The 18390-nt window shown below is 61.3% G+C and carries 21 protein-coding genes and 2 pseudogenes; 3 read left to right on the forward strand and 20 right to left on the reverse strand.

All coding sequences use genetic code 11. The features are described 5' to 3' along the window. Window positions 1-3: 3 nt before the first annotated feature. Genes DFLDMN_RS06050 through DFLDMN_RS06095 form a run of 10 tightly spaced genes read right to left on the reverse strand, consistent with a single transcriptional unit; the run spans window position 4 to window position 7553 of the window. On the reverse strand, window positions 4-414 hold the full coding sequence (locus DFLDMN_RS06050) for a GPW/gp25 family protein (protein ID WP_423197570.1): 411 nt from the start codon (window positions 412-414) through the stop codon (window positions 4-6). 2 nt (window positions 415-416) lie between these two features. Further along, on the reverse strand, window positions 417-716 hold the full coding sequence (locus DFLDMN_RS06055) for a PAAR domain-containing protein (RefSeq protein ID WP_423197571.1): 300 nt from the start codon (window positions 714-716) through the stop codon (window positions 417-419). 9 nt (window positions 717-725) lie between these two features. Further along, window positions 726-2513: a type VI secretion system tip protein VgrG gene (gene vgrG, locus DFLDMN_RS06060; RefSeq protein WP_423197572.1), complete on the reverse strand. Its 1788-nt coding sequence runs from the start codon at window positions 2511-2513 to the stop codon at window positions 726-728. Between the two features lie 3 nt (window positions 2514-2516). Continuing rightward, complete coding sequence (locus tag DFLDMN_RS06065) at window positions 2517-3218, reverse strand: CIS tube protein (RefSeq protein WP_423197573.1); 702 nt, start codon at window positions 3216-3218, stop codon at window positions 2517-2519. Continuing rightward, window positions 3219-3446 (reverse strand): hypothetical protein, encoded by a 228-nt coding sequence (locus DFLDMN_RS06070; RefSeq protein WP_423197574.1) that lies wholly within the window; start codon window positions 3444-3446, stop codon window positions 3219-3221. 3 nt (window positions 3447-3449) lie between these two features. Continuing rightward, window positions 3450-3926 carry a phage tail protein gene (locus DFLDMN_RS06075; protein WP_423197575.1) on the reverse strand — a complete coding sequence of 159 codons (477 nt, stop codon included), beginning with the start codon at window positions 3924-3926 and terminating at the stop codon, window positions 3450-3452. 2 nt (window positions 3927-3928) lie between these two features. Next, window positions 3929-4387, reverse strand: coding sequence for a phage tail protein (locus tag DFLDMN_RS06080; RefSeq protein ID WP_423197576.1), 459 nt, complete (start codon window positions 4385-4387; stop codon window positions 3929-3931). Window positions 4388-4428: 41 nt separating this feature from the next. Next, a complete protein-coding gene (locus tag DFLDMN_RS06085; RefSeq protein WP_423197577.1) occupies window positions 4429-5985 on the reverse strand; it encodes a phage tail sheath family protein in 1557 nt (518 codons plus the stop codon). A 21-nt stretch (window positions 5986-6006) separates the two neighbouring features. Further along, window positions 6007-6714, reverse strand: coding sequence for a hypothetical protein (locus tag DFLDMN_RS06090; protein ID WP_423197578.1), 708 nt, complete (start codon window positions 6712-6714; stop codon window positions 6007-6009). Between the two features lie 14 nt (window positions 6715-6728). Next, the gene (locus DFLDMN_RS06095) at window positions 6729-7553 is read right to left on the reverse strand and encodes a DUF4255 domain-containing protein (RefSeq protein ID WP_423197579.1); all 825 of its coding nucleotides are present in this window, start codon (window positions 7551-7553) and stop codon (window positions 6729-6731) included. Window positions 7554-7623: 70 nt separating this feature from the next. Here DFLDMN_RS06095 and DFLDMN_RS06100 point away from each other — a divergent pair, with 70 nt between their 5' ends. After that, entirely contained in the window at window positions 7624-8253 is a 630-nt protein-coding gene (locus DFLDMN_RS06100; protein WP_423197580.1) for a cation transporter, read from the forward strand. 137 nt (window positions 8254-8390) lie between these two features. Here the strand turns inward: DFLDMN_RS06100 and DFLDMN_RS06105 are convergent, their stop codons facing one another. From DFLDMN_RS06105 to DFLDMN_RS06120, 4 genes are all read right to left on the reverse strand, one after another. Continuing rightward, window positions 8391-8849, reverse strand: coding sequence for a DUF2846 domain-containing protein (locus DFLDMN_RS06105; RefSeq protein ID WP_423197581.1), 459 nt, complete (start codon window positions 8847-8849; stop codon window positions 8391-8393). Between the two features lie 970 nt (window positions 8850-9819). Beyond that, entirely contained in the window at window positions 9820-10152 is a 333-nt protein-coding gene (locus tag DFLDMN_RS06110; RefSeq protein WP_423197582.1) for a DUF6984 family protein, read from the reverse strand. 2 nt (window positions 10153-10154) lie between these two features. Continuing rightward, entirely contained in the window at window positions 10155-10916 is a 762-nt protein-coding gene (locus DFLDMN_RS06115) for a VENN motif pre-toxin domain-containing protein (protein WP_423197583.1), read from the reverse strand. A gap of 219 nt (window positions 10917-11135) precedes the next feature. Continuing rightward, entirely contained in the window at window positions 11136-11408 is a 273-nt protein-coding gene (locus DFLDMN_RS06120; RefSeq protein ID WP_423197584.1) for a hypothetical protein, read from the reverse strand. A 142-nt stretch (window positions 11409-11550) separates the two neighbouring features. Here DFLDMN_RS06120 and DFLDMN_RS06125 point away from each other — a divergent pair. After that, a pseudogene (locus tag DFLDMN_RS06125) lies at window positions 11551-12566 on the forward strand (IS3 family transposase); the annotation flags it as partial. A gap of 74 nt (window positions 12567-12640) precedes the next feature. Here the strand turns inward: DFLDMN_RS06125 and DFLDMN_RS06130 are convergent. Then, complete coding sequence (locus tag DFLDMN_RS06130; protein ID WP_423197585.1) at window positions 12641-12865, reverse strand: hypothetical protein; 225 nt, start codon at window positions 12863-12865, stop codon at window positions 12641-12643. A 278-nt stretch (window positions 12866-13143) separates the two neighbouring features. Here DFLDMN_RS06130 and DFLDMN_RS06135 point away from each other — a divergent pair, with 278 nt between their 5' ends. Continuing rightward, the gene (locus tag DFLDMN_RS06135) at window positions 13144-14244 is read left to right on the forward strand and encodes an IS5-like element ISRme1 family transposase (RefSeq protein ID WP_205182406.1); all 1101 of its coding nucleotides are present in this window, start codon (window positions 13144-13146) and stop codon (window positions 14242-14244) included. 241 nt (window positions 14245-14485) lie between these two features. Here DFLDMN_RS06135 and DFLDMN_RS06140 read toward each other — a convergent pair whose 3' ends face one another. From DFLDMN_RS06140 to DFLDMN_RS06160, 5 genes and pseudogenes are all read right to left on the reverse strand, one after another. Then, complete coding sequence (locus DFLDMN_RS06140; RefSeq protein WP_423197586.1) at window positions 14486-14983, reverse strand: contact-dependent growth inhibition system immunity protein; 498 nt, start codon at window positions 14981-14983, stop codon at window positions 14486-14488. After that, window positions 14980-16311, reverse strand: coding sequence for a DUF637 domain-containing protein (locus tag DFLDMN_RS06145; RefSeq protein ID WP_423198336.1), 1332 nt, complete (start codon window positions 16309-16311; stop codon window positions 14980-14982). The genes DFLDMN_RS06140 and DFLDMN_RS06145 overlap by 4 nt, the downstream gene beginning before the upstream one ends. Next, window positions 16308-16499: an integrase core domain-containing protein gene (locus tag DFLDMN_RS06150; protein WP_423197587.1), complete on the reverse strand. Its 192-nt coding sequence runs from the start codon at window positions 16497-16499 to the stop codon at window positions 16308-16310. The genes DFLDMN_RS06145 and DFLDMN_RS06150 overlap by 4 nt, the downstream gene beginning before the upstream one ends. Window positions 16500-16519: 20 nt before the next feature. Continuing rightward, window positions 16520-16915 (reverse strand): hypothetical protein, encoded by a 396-nt coding sequence (locus DFLDMN_RS06155; RefSeq protein ID WP_423197588.1) that lies wholly within the window; start codon window positions 16913-16915, stop codon window positions 16520-16522. Window positions 16916-17154: 239 nt separating this feature from the next. Next, window positions 17155-18353 (reverse strand): annotated as a pseudogene (locus tag DFLDMN_RS06160) (IS3 family transposase). Window positions 18354-18390 lie beyond the last annotated feature (37 nt).

Here is an 18390-nt window from a genome sequence, read left to right on the forward strand (position 1 = left end):
GGCTCAGTAGGTGGCAACCGGCGACGTGGCCTGGTCGAGGTAAAGCGGATAGACGAGGTTGTGCCGCGTATTGGTCGTCCGCACGATGTAGTGCAGGCGGATATCGACTCGCCCTTCCAGCGTCAGCACCGTGGTGTCGATGTGATCGAGCAGAATGCGCGGCTCGAAGAACAGGATGGCCTTGCGGATCATCTCCTTGAGTTCGGTCAGCGTGCTCTCGTTGAGCGTCTCGAACACCGCGCGGCGCACCGCGCAGCCGTACGTGGGCTGCATCACGCGCTCGCCGGGGTAGGTACCCAGCAGAATGCGCAGGCTCTCCTCGATATCCTCCACGCCCGCCACCATGCCGACCTGGCGCGTGCGCGGATCGAACCGTAGGGGAAAGTGCCAGCCCCGGCCCAGGAACGGACTCATGGTCAGCCTCCGATCAGCACGGTGGGCAAGCCCAGCACGATGGCGCCGCCATGCGCCGTGGTATCGCCGATGCGCGCGGCGGGCCGGCCGCCGATCAGCACCGTGGTCGATCCCTGCACGATCACGTCGGGCGGCCCCACGCATACCGCGTTGTCGCCCACCACGGCGGCCGGAATCTTGCCGACCAGCACGGTCGGCACCCCGGGGCCGACGATCGGCCCGCCCACATGTGGAATCGGCGGCAGGCCCGGCGTCTGCATCGGACAGGTGTGCAAGTCGGTCAGGCGGGCGGCTGGTGGCATCGGGTTCCTTCAGTTGATCATGACCATGGCGCCCTGCACCGTGGTCTGGCCGGCGGCGGACAGCTCCGCGGTAGCGGCGCCCTTGCCGACAAAGCCCACCTGGGCCTCGCAGTTGATGTTCAGGCCAGACGCCTTGACGTCCGCCTGCGCGGTCATCTCGATCATCATGTTCGCGGTCATCTTGATATTGCCCTGCGCGTTGAGCGTGATGTCGTACGGACTGTCGCAGGCAATGCCGCTTTCCGACAGCTTGATGCTGTTGTTGTGCTGGTCCTGGATCAGGATCGACCTGGAGGTGTCGTCCAGCACCACCTTGTTCTGGCCCGGCGTGGTCACGGTGATGATCTTGTTCTCCTCGTCGAACTCGATCACATGCCTGGCGCGCGTCACGATCGCCTTGGTATTGTTGGCCGCCTCGATCGTGTAAGGCGGTTTGTGGCTGCCGCTATAGACCGCGCCGAGTACCACCGGGTGGCACGGATCGTCGTTGAGGTAGCCGACGATCACCTCGTCGTCCACCTCCGGCAGGAAAAACGCGCCGAATCCGTTCGACGCATAGCCCTGGATCAGGCGTGCCCACACCGGCTCCGTCTCGGCCTGCATCACCGGCAGCTTGATCTGGATACGCTGTGCATCGAGCGGATCGCCGTCGAGCTTGACCACCACGCCGATCTGCAGCCCCGAGATGCCGGGCAGCAACCCCGAGGCCAGCGGCGCCTCCACGTCGTCGCGGCGGGCGTGCCATTGCGGTTCCATGCCGAACTCCACGTCGGAGTGCCAGAAGCCGCCCACCAGCGCATGCTCCACCGCCGTCACGAACACCTTGCCGGCGAAACGCGTGCCCACGCCGGAGACGCCGACCACCGCGCCAGGCTTGGCCAGCGCCGTGCCCATGCAGCGCAGGTGGCCACGAATGCGCGCGAGTTCCGCCTTGGTCTGCGTGGCCTTGGCCCACGTCGTCAGGGAATCCGCCACCTGCGTGGTCGCCGATTGCAGCCCGAACGTGGCCGGGCTTGCCACCGCGGCCAGCGTGGCGCCCGTAAGGTTGCCCTGCCCGCTCAGCGCGCCCGGCTTGGCCGCACTGCCCTGCACGATCTTCTGCTGCGACGGGTCCCATGCGGTGGCGAGCGCCTCGCTGTACTGCATGCGCGCGTCGATGTCCGCGCTGAACTCGTAGAGATCGCGACCCCACTTGATGCCGAACACCGGCTCGCCGCTGGCATCGGGCGGCGCCACGGTGACCGCGCCGTCCGCCACATTCACCAGCATCCCGTTGAACTCGGCACGCGCGAGCAGAAAGTCCCAGTCGCTGCTGTAGTACTGCACCAGCTCGCCATAGCTGACGCTGGTGGCGGTAACCGTGGCGTCGAGCCCATGCGCCGACAGCAGCGTGGCCATCACGTCGCTGTCGGTCTGGTCGACATAGTTGGCATTGCGGCGGCCGATCGTCATCCGGGTGGCGACGTCGCGGCACTCGATGGTCAGGCGCGAATCGTTCTGCCCGTCGATCTTGACGCCAAAACGCACCACGATGCCGCTGAAGATCTGCGTCTCGTCATCGCCATACCCTGCGCTGATGGCGATCTTCACGCCAGGAATAAAGACCGACTGGTCCGCGCGCCGGAACTTGCCGGTGGGCATGTCACCGTCACGGATCACCACCTCGGCCCATGGAATCCGGTTGAACGCGTGTCGCACCGTAATGCCCAGCAGCGGCAGGTTCTGGTACTTGGTGCCATCGGCTTCCACTGTCACACGCAGCACGCCTTCGGCATCGATGGTCGGATAGTCGGCCATGGTCTACTCCAGCGGCGGGAAATGGAGTTCCATGCCCGGGGTCAGCGAGCGGAACTGGCGCAGTCCGTTGTAGCGGGCCACTGCCGTGTAGTAGCGGCCATCGCCATAGATCTTCTCGCACAGCAGGGGCAGCGTATCGCCGTCGCGTACCAGCACAAGGTGGCTCAGGTCGGGCGAGCTCGTACCGGCCTCGAGCTCGGCCTGCTTGTTGCTGGTGTACGAGTCGAACGCGAGCGCCGCCGTGGCCCGCAGCGGCGAGCCGCTCGGACGGAACAGCGTGTAGTCGACGCTGAAGCTCGTGAGACGGCCCTGGAACAGCAGCTTGCCCCACACGATCTGCACAATGCTGGGTTCATGGATCACCCCCTTGTACGTGTAGATCACCTTGCTCAACGCCTGGAGCTGGTCTTCCACCTCGGCCGGCATGGTGCTGTCCGGCGGCCGCGGGACCACGCCCGAGCCGTCGAACACCGGCGAGAACGACAGCTTGCCGGGCTGCATATGGCTGAACTTGCGGCCCGATCCCGTATCGCCCATCGGCTTGCGCTGCACAAAGCAGGTACGGCGCTCGTGCTTCATCTGCGACGGGTTGATCAGCAGCGAGATCGAGGTGCCCGGCCCATCCTGTTGCGAGATGGTGCCGTCGTCGGCCTCGGTGCAGGCGACGATCTTGAGCGGCGTGAGCGCGGCCGATGCGTCCGTCATTCAACGCTCCTGCAGCGACGCCATCTGCGCGCGCAGCGTGCGCAGCAGATTGCGCGCCTCGCGATGCTTGTTGCTGGCGTTCTCATCGGCCGCGCAGCAGTTGTCGCCCTCGTCCGAGTTGTCGGTGGCGGCGTTGGCATTGCCGCCGGCATTGGCCGATGGCGCGGGCGTCCCGCCGTGACCGCTCAGCTCGGAGCGGATCACCATCTGTCGGATTTCGAGCGTCATGTCTCACATCTCCCGCATGCAGTTGAGATAGGCGAATTCGATGGTCTCGATCGTGACCTCGTTCCGGGTGGAATTGAGGTCGTCCACGCTCCAGCGCACCGGGTACGCCGACGCGAAGGTCCAGCCGCGGATCTTCACGCCGGTCTCGTCGAGCAGGTACACCTTGACGTCCTGGGGCTGGATCGGCTGGGTCATGCCGGTCTCCAGCGTCTCCTTGCACCACCCCATCAACAGCGACTTGTCGTTGGCGACGCCGCGCTTCATGACCAGCTTCTCTTGCCGCACGCCCTTGGGCAGCTTGTAGACAAAACTGTTCTGGCCGCCCGCCTGCACGTCCTCGGTCTCCATGGTCACACCCATGCCGGAGACCTCCTGGAACGAGCAGTCGGCGCCCTGGCCGAAGCGCGTGAACTCCACCTGGAACGAGAACGACACCGGCATGAAGATGCTGGTGCCATCGCGCGATTTCTCGAACTCCATGCTCAGCTGTTGGCGATGGTCAGGCCTTCGTGCGCGATCTCGATGGTCTCGACCGCAACTTCATTGCCCTGCGCCTTCAGGTCCGTGCCGGTGATCTTGGCCGGCCACGCGTTGTTCAGCGTCCAGACCATGGTCGGGCTGCCGGATTCGTCGAGCAGGCTGATGATCACCGGCACCCGCTTGATGGTGTTCATCTTGATCTGGTTGAACCAGTCCCAGAACTTGTTGTCGGCCTTGAACACGCCCTTCTTCATGGTCACGTTGCCGTACTTCTTGAGCCCGGGCATCTTGACCGTGGAGAACACCGGGCTATCGCCCTGGCGATATTCGATCTGCTGCGCTTCCACATCGAGGCCCGAGACTTCCTCGAACGACATCACCGTGGAATCCCACTTGACCTGGAAATGGAACTTCGGAAGCGGCCAAACTTCCTTCGATTGTGCGGAACCGTCATCTGCCATGACACTTCTCCCTTGTTACGCCGTCAAAAATGAAAAGTCCGTCAGGATTTCTGCATCTGCTGCTGGAACGTGATCTCGATGAACTCGGCCGGCCGTACCATGGCCACCAGCACCGTCACGCGCAGGATGCCCTCGAGAATGTCGTCGGGCGTCATCGTCTCGCCCAGGCCCACGTGCACGCTGAACGCATCCTCGGGCACCGCGCCCGCCAGGCCGCCACGACGCCAGATGCTGGTCAGGAAGTTCTGGATCATGCTTTTGATGGTGACCCACGTGTTGGCCACATTGGGCTCGAACACCAGGGCCTTGGCCGCCAGCCGGCACGATTCCTCCAGCATGATCATGGTGCGGCGCACGTTGATATAGCGCCAGTCGAGGCTGTTGCCGTCGAGCGTACGCGCGCCCCATACCAGCACACCCTCGCCGATAAAGCTGCGGATCGCGTTGATCGACTTGCCCTGCGTGGTGACGTTGAGCTCCTCCTGGTCCGCCGACGAGATCGACACCGATGGCGACACCACCCCCGCGAGGCTCACGTTGGCGGGCGCCTTCCAGACGCCGCGCGTGTTGTCCACCATGGTGTAGATCCCCGCCATGGCCGGGCTCGGCGGCAGCAGGTTGAGCTGGTACTTGACCTCGCCCATGATGGTGTTGAACAGCGGGCTGATCGACAGCAGCGTCTTGTTCAGCAGCACCTTGTTGGTCAGGATCGCATCGTCGGACAGTGGCGGCGTGGCGGCGCTCCAGTCCTTGGAGATATCCGCGATGGCGCCGGACTGCTCCCGCACCTTGGGCGGGGCGTCATCGGGCGGCGTATCGGGCAGGCCCAGGTCCGCGCGCAGCAGTTGCGACAGCACGTCCGGGTTGGCGATGTTCTCGTAGCTGATGTCCTTGTCGCCCGTGACCGTGGTATTGAGCCATGGGTAATAGGCCGCCGCGAAGTCGAGGAAATTGATGCCGAGCGCATTGCGGAAGTCCGCCACCGGATCGCCGGCGGGATCGGTACGCGGCTTGTCGCCGCCCCAGATATCGAGGATTGCCACGCGGTTGCGCATCTTGTCGCCGCAGTGAGCCAGCATGGCCTGCTGCAGGTCGATGCAGACCTCCTTCTTGAACTTGATGGCCTCCGGAATCACGAGCATGGTCGGCTCCTGTTCCTTCAGCAGTTCCTCCACGCCGGCCTTGAACTTGTCGGCATCGAGGTCCTCGGTGTAGTCGCCCACCGAGACGATGTAGCACGGGCCGCCGCCGTTCTGGAAGAAGTGGCGCAGCGCCGAGTACAGCAGGTAGCCGCCGCCATCCTTGCCTTCCGGCATGGTCAGCACGTAGTCCTTGCCGCCCACGCGGAATGCCGCGAGTGCCGACGGATCGGTCTTCTCGGCGATGGTGAAGCGCGGAAACGGCGCATAGCCGAAGTACTGGTGGTACTCCGCCATCGAGCTGATGCGCCATGGCTTCATGCTGAGCGGCTTGTTGCGGTTGTCGGCAATCTGCGTGTGGCCGATAAATGCCGGAACCGCGGTTGCCACCTCCACCACGGAATTGGGGAAGGCGTTCTTTTCTACGATATAGACGCCAGGCGTCTTCATTGCACCCATGTAAAGCTCCCGATGAAAAGGTTAGCGATTGACAAAGATCTCCGATACATCGCGGAGCACACCATCGACAAATTCCCGCCGCAGGTCCGCCGGCGCGGCCAGCGGCAGGCGCGGCACCAGCACGCGCTCCGCCGCCCCCGTGCCGCGCCGCAATTGAAAGCGGTGCCCCGGCCGTTGCGCGAGCGCGAGCGGCGCCCGCGCACGGAACACCACCGCGGTCTCGCCATTCGGCAGCGTCTCGTTCTCCGGACCGGCGAAAGCGATACCATCCGCCGCATCGACGACCGCCAGTTCGTCACCCCACGCACCGAGCAGCAGGTACTTCCAGATGGTCTGGCGCACCGGCAACGTCAGGACCTGCTCGACCGGCGCGGCCTGCAACCACGCGTCCTCGCTTGCACAGTCGGGCGCAGCCAGCGGGATGACCGCGCGCACCGGCGTGCCTAGCGCACGGAAGTCGGTGTAGTACGCCCACAGCGGATCGGTAGACGCCAGCGTGAAGGCGAGGCCGCCTTGCTGCCAGGAAGCCCGCTCCCGCCACAGCCCTTCGCGCCGCGCATCGCTCGCCACCACCACATAGCGCTGTGCATCGCCGCGCAGCAGCAGGCCAAAGCGCGCCATCAGCGCGGCGCTGTCGGGCTCCGGCCGCAGCTGCAGCCCCGCCGGCCAACCCGCGGCGAAATAGGGATGGCGCACGCTCAGGCTGCCCACGACGCGATAGGTATCCATGGCGATTGCGGGGCTTACTGCGGCCGTGCGCCCACATCGGGCTGGCTGACCACGGGCGCCCGTCCCCGCGTGGTGGCGGGATCCAGGCAGATCAGCCGCACGCGGTACAGCACCGACGGCAGGTAATGGTTGCCATGCACGCCCCAGAGGCTGTGCAGGTCGCTCCGGCTCAGGTTCTCGATATTGACGACGAGGCGGTCGATACGACCGTCGAGTCCCGGCGCGTTCTGATGATCGAATACCGGTGAACCCTGGAAGAAGGTAATGGCTTCGGAGAGCAGGCGCAGCGCCTCGGGATAGGCCTGGCCACTGAAGGTGGCGGCGCACATGACCAGCAGGTTCAGGAACAACGGCTCCGCGCCGCGCACCGTGCTGGTCTGCACGGCACCGTTGGAAGACACGCGATGGGCCGCGGTATCCCGCTCCACGCAGGCCAGGAACAGTACCAGTTTGTTGCTGACGAGCGTGACCGTGCCACCGCCAGGCTCCTGGAGGTTGGACACGACCACCATATCCTCCGCGGTGGCAAGACGCCGGCGAAGGTGCTGGTTCAACTGCGTGGCAAGAAGGCCGAGCGCGCTGTCTATCACAGGCGACCCGTCCGGTTGGGGGCGACATTCAACGCTGACTCCTGACATCAACGACTGAAACGTTGGCGATGTTGCGCCGCCAGCGTCATGCCAGGCCATCAGGAGATTGCTGAAATTCGCTTCGGGATTTCCTAGGGAGGCGGCTGCGTTGGACTCGGCACGGGGCGGTCGGGTCCCAGCCGCGCAGACCGTCGTGCCGGCGGTCCCGCCCCACGCGGCGAGCGTCGTGCCGGGGGGAGGCAGCCGCATCGCCTACTGGCACCACCATGGCCGGACGCGGTAGCATTGAGCCCAACCTACCGGTCAAAGGGACAACGCCGTGGCAGACAACACCCATGCGATGCAGACGGACGACGCATCCACCCTCGCCCCCGGCCCGCTTCGTCGCGCCGTTACCGCTGTCGCACTCGCCAATCTCGCCTATTTCTTTGTCGAGTTCTTTGTCGCCAGAAACATTGGTTCCGTGTCACTGCTTGCCGACAGCATCGACTTTCTCGAGGACGCCTCGGTCAACTTCCTGATTCTGGTCGCCCTCGGATGGTCGGTACGCAACCGCGCCCGCGTGGGCATGGCCCTGGCCGCCATCCTGCTGGTACCAGCGGTCACACTGCTGTGGACCGCCTGGCAGAAATTCGGCACGCCCACGCCGCCGGAGCCTTGGCTCCTCTCGACGACGGGGCTTGGGGCGCTGATCGTGAACCTGTCGTGCGCGGGACTGCTGGCGAAGTTCCGGCACCATTCTGGCAGCCTGACGCGCGCCGCATTTCTTTCCGCCCGCAATGACGCCTACGCGAACATCGCCATCATTCTTGCCGGGCTGGTCACGCTGTCATGGCATTCGGGCTGGCCGGATCTGGTGGTAGGCCTGGGCATTGCCATCATGAACGCAGACGCCGCAAAGGAAGTGTGGCTCGCCGCACGGAACGAGCATCGGTCGGCGGCGCCGTAGGAAGGACAAAACCCGGCCTTGGCCGGGTTTCGATCGGTGGTCCTGGCCACCCGAACAGCGACGTCGGGCTGGCGGCGTGCAAAGCTGCGCGCCAACCAGAGCGCGAACGACAACGCTGAGGTGGCACCATAGCGCGCTTATTTGACGGCGGCGGTCTTCACGGCATCCCCGGTGTAGGCGAGGTCCGCCAGTGCCGCCCTGGCCTTCTCCGGTGTCTCCAGTTCCAGGATGATGCGGCCAACGGCAAAGCCCATGCTGGGATAGGTGCGCACGTACTTGGTTTCGCCAGCATCCAGCGCAAAACTCAGGGTCTTCTCGGTTTCCGTCGAGCTCGACGCGACGTACTTTCCGGCCGGACGATCCACAAAGAAGAAGCCGCCAGGCTTGGACTCCCCCACCACCTCGCCGTTGAGGCGAATGTCCGGCTGCACCGCCGCGCCGAACATCGACGCCGACCGCATAAAGTAGACGCGCCCCTCTCCCTGCTTGAGCGTCGGCATCGACGACGCCATCTCGCTGTGTTTGACCCCCGAAGCACACCCCGCCATCAACGACACCGCGAAGCCGGCGAACAGCATGCGTACAACGCTTTTCATTCTATTTCTCCTCATGTCAGTGGTACTACCGCAGTAACCGGGTTATAGCTCAGCTCCCCCGGCAGATAGAAGCCAGCCAGTGTCTTGTCATGAACAACGAGATAAGCTTCGTGAACCTGACGCGCAGCAATCGTGAAGCCATTCCCGACCGGAGGGAAGGGCGAGCGGACCGATCGCCCGACGCCCGACGCCCGACGCCCGAAGGGAAAGAGGCAAAGGGAGCAATGAATGGCAAATTTCATCTCTGATCAGGAGATTTATGCCGCTATCGACCTGGCATCAACTCCGCTGAAATAATAAGACTATTCCACAATTACGCGTGGAATTATTTCAATAAAATTTCGGCGCCTTGCTATTCAACGTATCGCTATTCGACGCATCGCTATTCGACGTATCGATTCGCGCATCGCGCTAATAGTGCGAAATTATGACTGAGCTATAGCTTCGCCGACGTCGTAATTTTGCGAATCTGCCGACATGCATAGCTTCCGACGCCGGACGACGCTGCTGACCACTCGCCCTCGGCGGTGTTGTCGCCGATGGACGACAGACCCAAACGCTGCAGAGCAGCGACAGCGCTGCCCCAAACAGTTTTGCTAGTGTCCTTTTTAAGTACCATTCAAGTACTTGAACTGTCCCACGCCGTTATGACACCGCTGACACCGTTCGATCAGAAGTCGCCCGCCGAGCAGGACGCGCTCGTCGATGCCATGGCCAATAACGACAGCGACGAGGTCTTCTGCGCCAACCCTGGCTCGGGGCAATGCCATCTATGTCTCCACGCCGGACACACCCTAGGGGCTCGTCGAGAAGCGCTTCCCCGACGCCCGGCGCCAGCTCGTGCGCTTCGACCTGGGCGGCGAGCACGTCGTCGTCGACAACGTGCAAACGGTATCCGATTTCACTCTGGGGCCGTAAAGCAACCCACAGAAACGACGAACCCGGCCAAAGCCGGGTTCGTCGTTCCTGGTCACTTACTGACAACAGGGAACCTCTTCAGCGGAGAGAAGTCGACCTTCCAGATATCGAGTTCAAACAACTCCCCACAGTCGTCCAAATTAACAGCAACCATTACTGGTACGCCGTCACTGTCAGCAAACTCTCTTTCAGAGAGTAAATCACCAAGGCGTTGCTGTCCCCCATCAGACCGGAGAAAGCGCAAACTGCCCATTCCACCATCATCCATTTCTTCGACGAGCGCGCTTGCCAACGATTTCAGCAATGCCTCTCCGTTCGGCTTTCCATCGATCAACGAGACAAGCAAACTCTTCTCGTCATCGCTCAGCAATCTCACGGTACCCATGTTCACCTCGGCGGCGTAATGCGGCCAACATTTATCGTTCCGTCCGGAAGTTTGAATGCCCTGTAACTGAAGGTTGTTCCGTTTACGACGACGGTGCCCGTGTACTGACCTTGAGGCAGCGACGCGCCAATGCTATTGAGATTGCTCGTCACCGCTCCCTGGACAGCCGTTGCGTCATAGCCGCCGCTTACAACGTGGCGGAACGTATGATAGCTCTGATTATCGTTAGCCCCGAACTGTATAGGTGACGTGTTTTTGGCTGCGCCATTTGTGGCTTCTGAACCAGCCCCAGCAGCCTTGGCTACCCCCAGCGCCCCGAGGAACGACACCAAGTCCCCGAAATCCGGATCGTCATACGGCAGCCTAGCGCTATTAGGGAACGGCACATAGTCCGGGTAACCGGGCAGTGCCCCACTTAGGAAGTTCGGAGCTGCCTCGACGAGCCCCACCGCTGTGTTCCAAGCTGCTCGGCCGGTATCAGCGAGCGCGCTTTTCGCCGTCCCGCAGCAGTTGTGGCCGGCCGCACACGTATTGTTCAGTGTCTCGTTCTGCGCAGCTCCCGCCGCTGCCAGCGCATTCTGGCCCAGCACCGCCGCGACACCACCACCCGCCAGCATCGACAGCGCCGTGATCGTCGCCAACTGGCCAGTCGTCGGATTACCCTGACCATCGGTCACGATGCCGGCGATCTGATTCGCCAGCAGCGCGCTCGTCGCCCCGCCGATGGCACCATATCCAGCACCCGACGCGTCCCTCGTTCGCAACGCCCCGCAAGCCTAGACGCAGCTTGGCTTCGCGGACGGTCAACGCCTCGACGTGGGTTCCCTTCCCAAGTTTTTTGCCCCAGACGCGGTTTTCGGCCGCACAACGGCATTTCGTTAAAGAGCAAGGCGCGCCCACACGGGCGTGCGGATGCACCGGTCGAATCCAACTCAGAGTACGATTGCTACGCAGGCAAGCGTGACCCGTGCGGCGGCGATCAGTCAAACTTTGACCGAAACCACGTATTCGGGACCAAGTTCGTTTTGCAGTTGCTCCGCGAGCTGGATCCCCTGCCTCTTGAAGGCCGCTTCTACGTCCATATTCTCGAAGCCAGAGCTCGCGGGGTCTGCCAAATTCAATGTTTCATCAAACGCACGCGCCCAATCAGAAAGCCGCTGCTTTAACTCGTCCGAGATCGGCAAGGCGCAAGGATCGATGTCCCCATACGCCCCCGGTGACAAGTCCCACAAGGGGTGACATTGGTAGTCTGCCATTACCTTTATTCTTTTCACTTCACGCTCCCGCGTGGGTTCGCACCCACGATAAAACCATTGCTTCCGACTGTAACAGCGATCCGTTGCTGTTGGCCGTTCACCGTCACCTCATAAATTGGACGTCCCGTCCCCGAACCCTGGGCAAGCTGGCGAAACTGTAGTCCCGGCATCGGAGCTGGCCGCCGCAATCAAGGAAATCAAGGAACTGCAGCGCCTGCTTGGGAAGAAGACGATGGAAGTCGAGATCCTGAAGGAGGCTGTTGAGTGGGGCCGCTCAAAAAACCTGATTGCGCGCTCGCCCTTGCTGCCGGGGGACGACCATTGAAAACGGTCTGCGAAGTTCTCGGCGTAGCGCGCTCCGGTGTGGCGGTGAAACGGGTTCGTCCGTCCGATTGGCAAGATGGTCGCAGCGCTAGAGTGACTGACGACACGGAACTGGTCGAAGAAATCCAGGCCCACGTTGCGCACCTGCCAACCTACGGCTACCGGCGCATCTGGGCGCTGCTGCGCCGCACTCGCGAGCTGGTCGGCGCACCGCGCACCAACCACAAGCGCGTGTATCGGGTCATGCGCGAGCATCATTTGTTGCTGCGCCGTCCCGGCGTGCGCCGAGACACTCGGCGGCACGACGGCCGCGTAGCCGTGGACACGAGCAATAGCCGCTGGTGCTCCGACGGATTCGAGTTCCGGTGCGACGACGGCACGCCGCTGCGCGTGACCTTCGCACTGGATTGCTGCGACCGAGAAGCGATTAGCTGGGCGGCAACGACTGGCGGCCATAGCGGGGACGTGGTGCGCGACGTCATGCTGGCTGCCGTCGAACAGCGCTTCGGCACCACGCATGCCCCGCAGCCCATCGAATGGCTTACGGACAACGGCTCGGCCTACATCGACCACCGCACGCGCAGCTTCGCTCGCGAACTGGGCCTGGAGCCGCTGACTACGCCGGTACGTTCACCGCAGAGCAATGGCATGGCCGAATCGTTCGTGAAGACCATGAAGCACAACTACGTCGCCTATATGGACAAGGCCGACGTGCCAACGGCACTCTCTCGCCTGGCCATTGCGTTTGAACACTACAATGAGCGCCACCCGCACAAAGCCCCGAAATATCGCTCACCGCGCGAGTTCAGACGGACTGCAGTGTCATCAACCTAGCGGTGTCTGCGTGTCCTGAGGTACAGGGGCAACTCCAGTCATGACCTCGCTCCTAACTACCCCAAGGGGATCAGTCATGACGGGGGCACATCCTCATCCTTGCTTAGCGCCTTGTCCACGGCATCCTGCCAGTCTTGCCAAGCACCAGGATCAGCCGGACCGTGCCCCTGCGTTATTTCCCGAGAAAGCGAACTCAACAGACCACCGATCTCATCTGCTTTTGTCCGCTCATACTCTTGTTCCAAGAAGTAGAACATCGCACGGTACGCCTGCTCAACAGTTAACCTTTTCTCTGTCATTGTCATTTCCATCCTGGCCGGGAAGGTGCGGCGAGCCCAGTCTCGGGGTTATAAGGTATTGGTGTTTTGTTGATGCCACCATTCCAAACCTGCCCGTTCTCCACGGTTCCCGGGGCGGTTCAGCCTTCAGAACGATCCCTATGTGAGGGAACGTCGTATCTTAAAGCGAATCGCGTAAGTCACCTCTCCCTTAACAGGCTGCTGAAATACCGGCAGCGGATGTCCGCGCGACGACTAGCTGAAGCGTTAATCTGAGGACTCCATACAACCCCACATTCATGCGCGGCGCTGACACCTTCACCGAAAGTTTGTTCACCATGCGGCGGCTGGAAGATTTCGTGCCGAAGTCCCACCCCTTGCGCCCGATCCGCACCATGGCGAACCAGGCGCTGGCGAAGATGGATCGGCTGTTCGCGCAAATGTACGAGGCCGATATCAAGGGTGGCCGGCCCAGCATCGCGCCGGAGAAGTTGCTGCGGGCCATGCTGCTGCAGGTGCTCTACAGCGTCCGGTCGGAGCGCCAGCTCATGGAACAGACGCACTACAACTTGCTGTATCGCTGGTTCATTGGCCTGGCGATGGATGATGTGGTCTGGGTGCCCAGCGTCTTCAGCAAGAACCGGGAACGGCTGATCAAGCACGATGCCGTGATCGACTTCTTCAACGAAGTGCTGGCCATCGCGCAGAAGAAGGACTGGCTGTCGGGCGAGCACTTCAGCGTCGACGGCACGTTGATTAAGGCGTGGGCTGGCCACAAGAGCTTTGTACGCAAGGATGGCGACGACAAAGACGATAACGACGGTGCTGACTTCAAGGGTGAAAAGCGCAGCAACGAGACGCACGAGTCCAAAACCGATCCCGATGCCAGGCTGTATCGCAAGGGCAAAACCGCCAGTGAACTGCGCTACATGGGTCATACCTTGAGCGACAACCGCCACGGCCTGGTGGTCAGCGCCATGGTGACCAATGCGGACGGACACGCCGAGCGCGAGGCCGCGAAGGTCATGCTTAACGATGCCAGGCAGGTGATTGAGGACCTGAATGTGGAAGTCACCGTGGGTGCGGACAAGGGCTACGACGCGCACGAGTTCATTCAAGCCTGCCTGGAGATGAAGGTGACGCCGCACGTCGCACAAAACACCTCCGGCCGGCGCTCGGCCGTTCCCGACGCCATTGCAGGCACCAAGGGTTATGCCATCTCACAGCAAAAGCGCAAGCTGATTGAACAAGGCTTTGGATGGGCCAAGACCGTTGGGCGCATGCGCCAGGTAATGGTGCGCGGTCGAAAGAAGGTCGACCAAATGTTTGTGCTGAGTATGGCCGCCTACAACCTCGTGCGCATGCGCTCGCTGGGACAAATCCGCCCACAGTTGCAGTAATCGTGGTGATGAGGCCCGAAACGGTCGTCAAATCAACGAAAAAGTCGGTGAAGTGACGCCGCGCTTCCGGATTGTGAAAAATAGCGAGCCCCTCAGGCTTGTAGAGGGAAGCTTCGCTTTTTACGCGGCTAGTACTTCAGCAGCCTGTTAAGGGCTGCACTTCGCCCGAATTTGAGGCACGGAGGGACGACCACCTGAAATTCCAGATGTGAGATAACGGTCCAAGGGAAACGTCGACAACCTACTCCGTGCAACGACTGAAAGCCAGACGCAACGCTGCGCCTAACTCTTCCGTCGAACTGCCAGCAGCAATAACTACATCTTCAATTCCATCGTCCTTGCTTCGACTCCAGCTATTGAGCTTTTCATGGTGACTTGGCGAAAAGACGAGGTCGTTTCCGGACAGCACTATGCTGCAACTCTTCATCTTCTTGAAGAGTGCTTGCTTGCTTTTGTATCCGTATCGGTCCATTAGAGACCTCGCCCATCTATCATCTTGCGATTCCACGGCCAATCTCAAACCCTTGGCCTCCTCAAGCGTCAAGAATCTGCTTTCCGTCAGCGCATTTTTTAAAGCGTCACCCAGAACATTGTCAGCAACGTCGACTGCAAACAAACGCTCTGGCGCTGTCGGCTCGGCCATGGCTAGTCGATATCCCGACTGAGGAATAATACAAATGAATTCTTCAGTGATCTTTGCCGTAACACGGCGCTTCCAAGTTGGTTCAATATTAATCATTTCGCCTTTGTCACGATCAACGTTACACCCTGACTCTTACCATACTCGATTGCTCGATTTATCTGTTCCCACTGTGCGGAAGTAGTAGTAGACGGCACAGCAAGTTGCAACTCTTTAGCGGTAATATTCTCGGCTGTCAATGTGACTCCACTGAGACTGGCTTCTTTGAAATTTGCAGCCTTATCAATATTTGACTTTATTGCCGAGTAAATCTGTGTCGGATTAGCTATTTTTGATGCCGTTGTCGTATCCAGTGTTTTGGCGCTAGTAGCAACACCTGTAGCTTCGTCATAGAAGTCGAAGGTTCTAAAGTTTGGCGGCAGCCTCGAACCTGCCGGCATCTTTGTAGCAAGATAGTCCTCCCACGGCATTCCTTTGTTAGCGACGCCTTTCCCCCATTGGATGCCTGCGTCGACGCCGCGAGCCCCCAGTCGCTCGACAATCTTGCCATAGACTGCCGCCCCTACTGGAATCGCTCCCAGAATCCCCGACAGCCACCGGTCTACCGTGTCAAGCGACTGTCCACTCAGGGTCTGGCCTGTCACTGCCTGGAATAGCATCGCCGCTGACCCGTAATACGGCAACAAATTTGACAGAGTATCGGCCAGCTTCAACGCTTGTTCAGGCGTCAGAGTATTCATCCGCGACAACATCGCCGCTGTCGCGGCATCCTGTCGCAGTTCGTCAATACGTTTGAAATCTTCCGTCGTACAGGATGTTCCGCACTCCTGATACAGTCGCCCGCTCAAATCCGCGGCGACCTTGCGTGCGTACGGTGGCGCTTGTGTTAGCGTATTGTTTATCGCCTCATTCTGAGCCGCTAATCCCGCCGATGTCACGTCGACGCCCAGCGCAGCCCCTGCCAATCCGCCCACCAGCGTAGACAGCCCCACGGTAATTGCCTGGCGAATCCGGTCTTCGTTGTAGGTCAACACTTCACTGTCGGCATAGACTTGGTCGCGAATCAACGGCGCCAGCAGCGCACTGGCTGCCCCACCGATGGCACCACCCGCACAATCCCCTCCTCCCAAACTCTGCGCCGCGCATCCAAGCAGCGCATGGGAAAGCACGTTCGACAGCGACCCTTCCGGCGTGTGTTCCGAACCGCCGATGCCATTGGCTGCAACCGCTGCGGCATCCTTCACCAGCCCACCCGCAAACGCCTGCCCAAAACTACCGCCGTACACCGCCGTGTTCACACCCGCGCTTATCGCCGAGCGGACCACCGTGGCTTCGGCATAGCTTCCAATGTTGGACGATGCCGCTGACCAGTTGCCCTTGGCAATGTTGTCGCCAAAGCTCGAAACGCCAGCCTTATCTACGTTCAGCCCGGCGAGTGCGCCTTGCGTGAGACCCGCGGTGCTTCGGCCATGAGCCGCTGTTTTGGCGTCATGCCGTCGATGCCCATGTTCGGGCGCTCATGATTGTATTGCCACATCCATTGCGTCGCGAACTCCCGCACGTGCGCCAGGTCTTCCCAGTAATACTGGGACCCGGCCGAAGCCGGGTTCGTCATGTCCGCGCCACTAATAACAACTACCACCAGCGTTCGAACTCTTTGAACTGAAGCGTTACATGGGCAAACGTATCGGCATCAATCGGAGAACGGAACGTGGCAGTAGTAATGGCTCCAGAGGTATCACGCTTCTTCATTTCCCACGTTAGCTCCAAGCACCCGCTCACCACGCCGAGCGTGAACGTGAAGTGATCACCCATATCAACAAGAGAGATCTTCGTTGTATCAGGTCCGGCTAGCCCCTGAACAAACGTATCCCACGTTGCGCAGTCGAACCATGCATTACCCCTATACGCCAGCTTATGTCCGAACTGCTGCACATCAACAGCGATCTGCATCCTCATTGACGGAACATGTTCATCCGTCTCGACAACGTCAAGGCACAATCGCAAGGGCTTTTCAATATTGATAACCATGGCTTGTATTACTTTCCTGTGGGAAGTGCATGGATAAGGGCTGGCATTTGCCCGGGCTGTCGCGGCGGGGCAAACTTCAACTCCCATCCTCCTACATTCACGAGCTGGTTGTATGGCACGCTAATCTTGTGTTGCCGTATTCACTGCTTCCTGCAAGCTCGCCAGTTGCTGTTGTGTCGTGAGCCGGACAACATTTGGAGGATGGAGTTGCCCCTGTACCTCAGGACACGCAGACACCGCTAGGTTGATGGCACTGCAGTCCGTCTGAACTCACGCGGTGAGCGGTATTTCAGGGCTTTGTGCGGGTGGCGCTCATTGTAGTGTTCAAACGCAATGGCCAGGCGAGAGAGTGCCGTTGGCACGTCGGCCTTGTCCATATAGGCGACGTAGTTGTGCTTCATGGTCTTCACGAACGATTCGGCCATGCCATTGCTTTGCGGTGAACGTACCGGCGTAGTCAGCGGCTCCAGGCCCAGTTCGCGAGCGAAGCTGCGCGTGCGGTGGTCGATGTAGGCCGAGCCGTTGTCCGTAAGCCATTCGATGGGCTGCGGGGCATGCGTGGTGCCGAAGCGCTGTTCGACGGCAGCTAGCATGACGTCGCGCACCACGTCCCCGCTATGGCCGCCAGTCGTTGCCGCCCAGCTAATCGCTTCTCGGTCGCAGCAGTCCAGTGCGAAGGTCACGCGCAGCGGCGTGCCGTCGTCGCACCGGAACTCGAATCCGTCGGAGCACCAGCGGCTATTGCTCCTGTCCACGGCCACGCGGCCGTCGTGCCGCCGAGTGTCTCGGCGCACGCCGGGACGGCGCAGCAACAAATGATGCTCGCGCATGACCCGATACACGCGCTTGTGGTTGGTGCGCGGTGCGCCGACCAGCTCGCGAGTGCGGCGCAGCAGCGCCCAGATGCGCCGGTAGCCGTAGGTTGGCAGGTGCGCAACGTGGGCCTGGATTTCTTCGACCAGTTCCGTGTCGTCAGTCACTCTAGCGCTGCGACCATCTTGCCAATCGGACGGACGAACCCGTTTCACCGCCACACCGGAGCGCGCTACGCCGAGAACTTCGCAGACCGTTTTCAATGGTCGTCCCCCGGCAGCAAGGGCGAGCGCGCAATCAGGTTTTTTGAGCGGCCCCACTCAACAGCCTCCTTCAGGATCTCGACTTCCATCGTCTTCTTCCCAAGCAGGCGCTGCAGTTCCTTGATTTCCTTGATTGCGGCGGCCAACTCCGATGCCGGGACTACAGTTTCGCCAGCTTGCACCGCTGCCAGACTGCCTTCCTGGTATTACTTGCGCCAGCCGAACACCTGGTTCGGATTCACGCCGTGCCGCCGGGCCACGGCAGACACCGAGGCGCCAGGGGCCAGCGTCTCCTGCACGATAGCGACTTTTTCCTGCGCCGTGCGCCGACGACGGCGCTCCGGCTCGGTCAGAATTTCGATGGGTTCCACGTAATGACTAGGCTTACTGATAGGCACA

Origin of the sequence: Cupriavidus sp. H19C3, assembly GCF_049393815.1 — a bacterium.
GTDB lineage: Bacteria > Pseudomonadota > Gammaproteobacteria > Burkholderiales > Burkholderiaceae > Cupriavidus.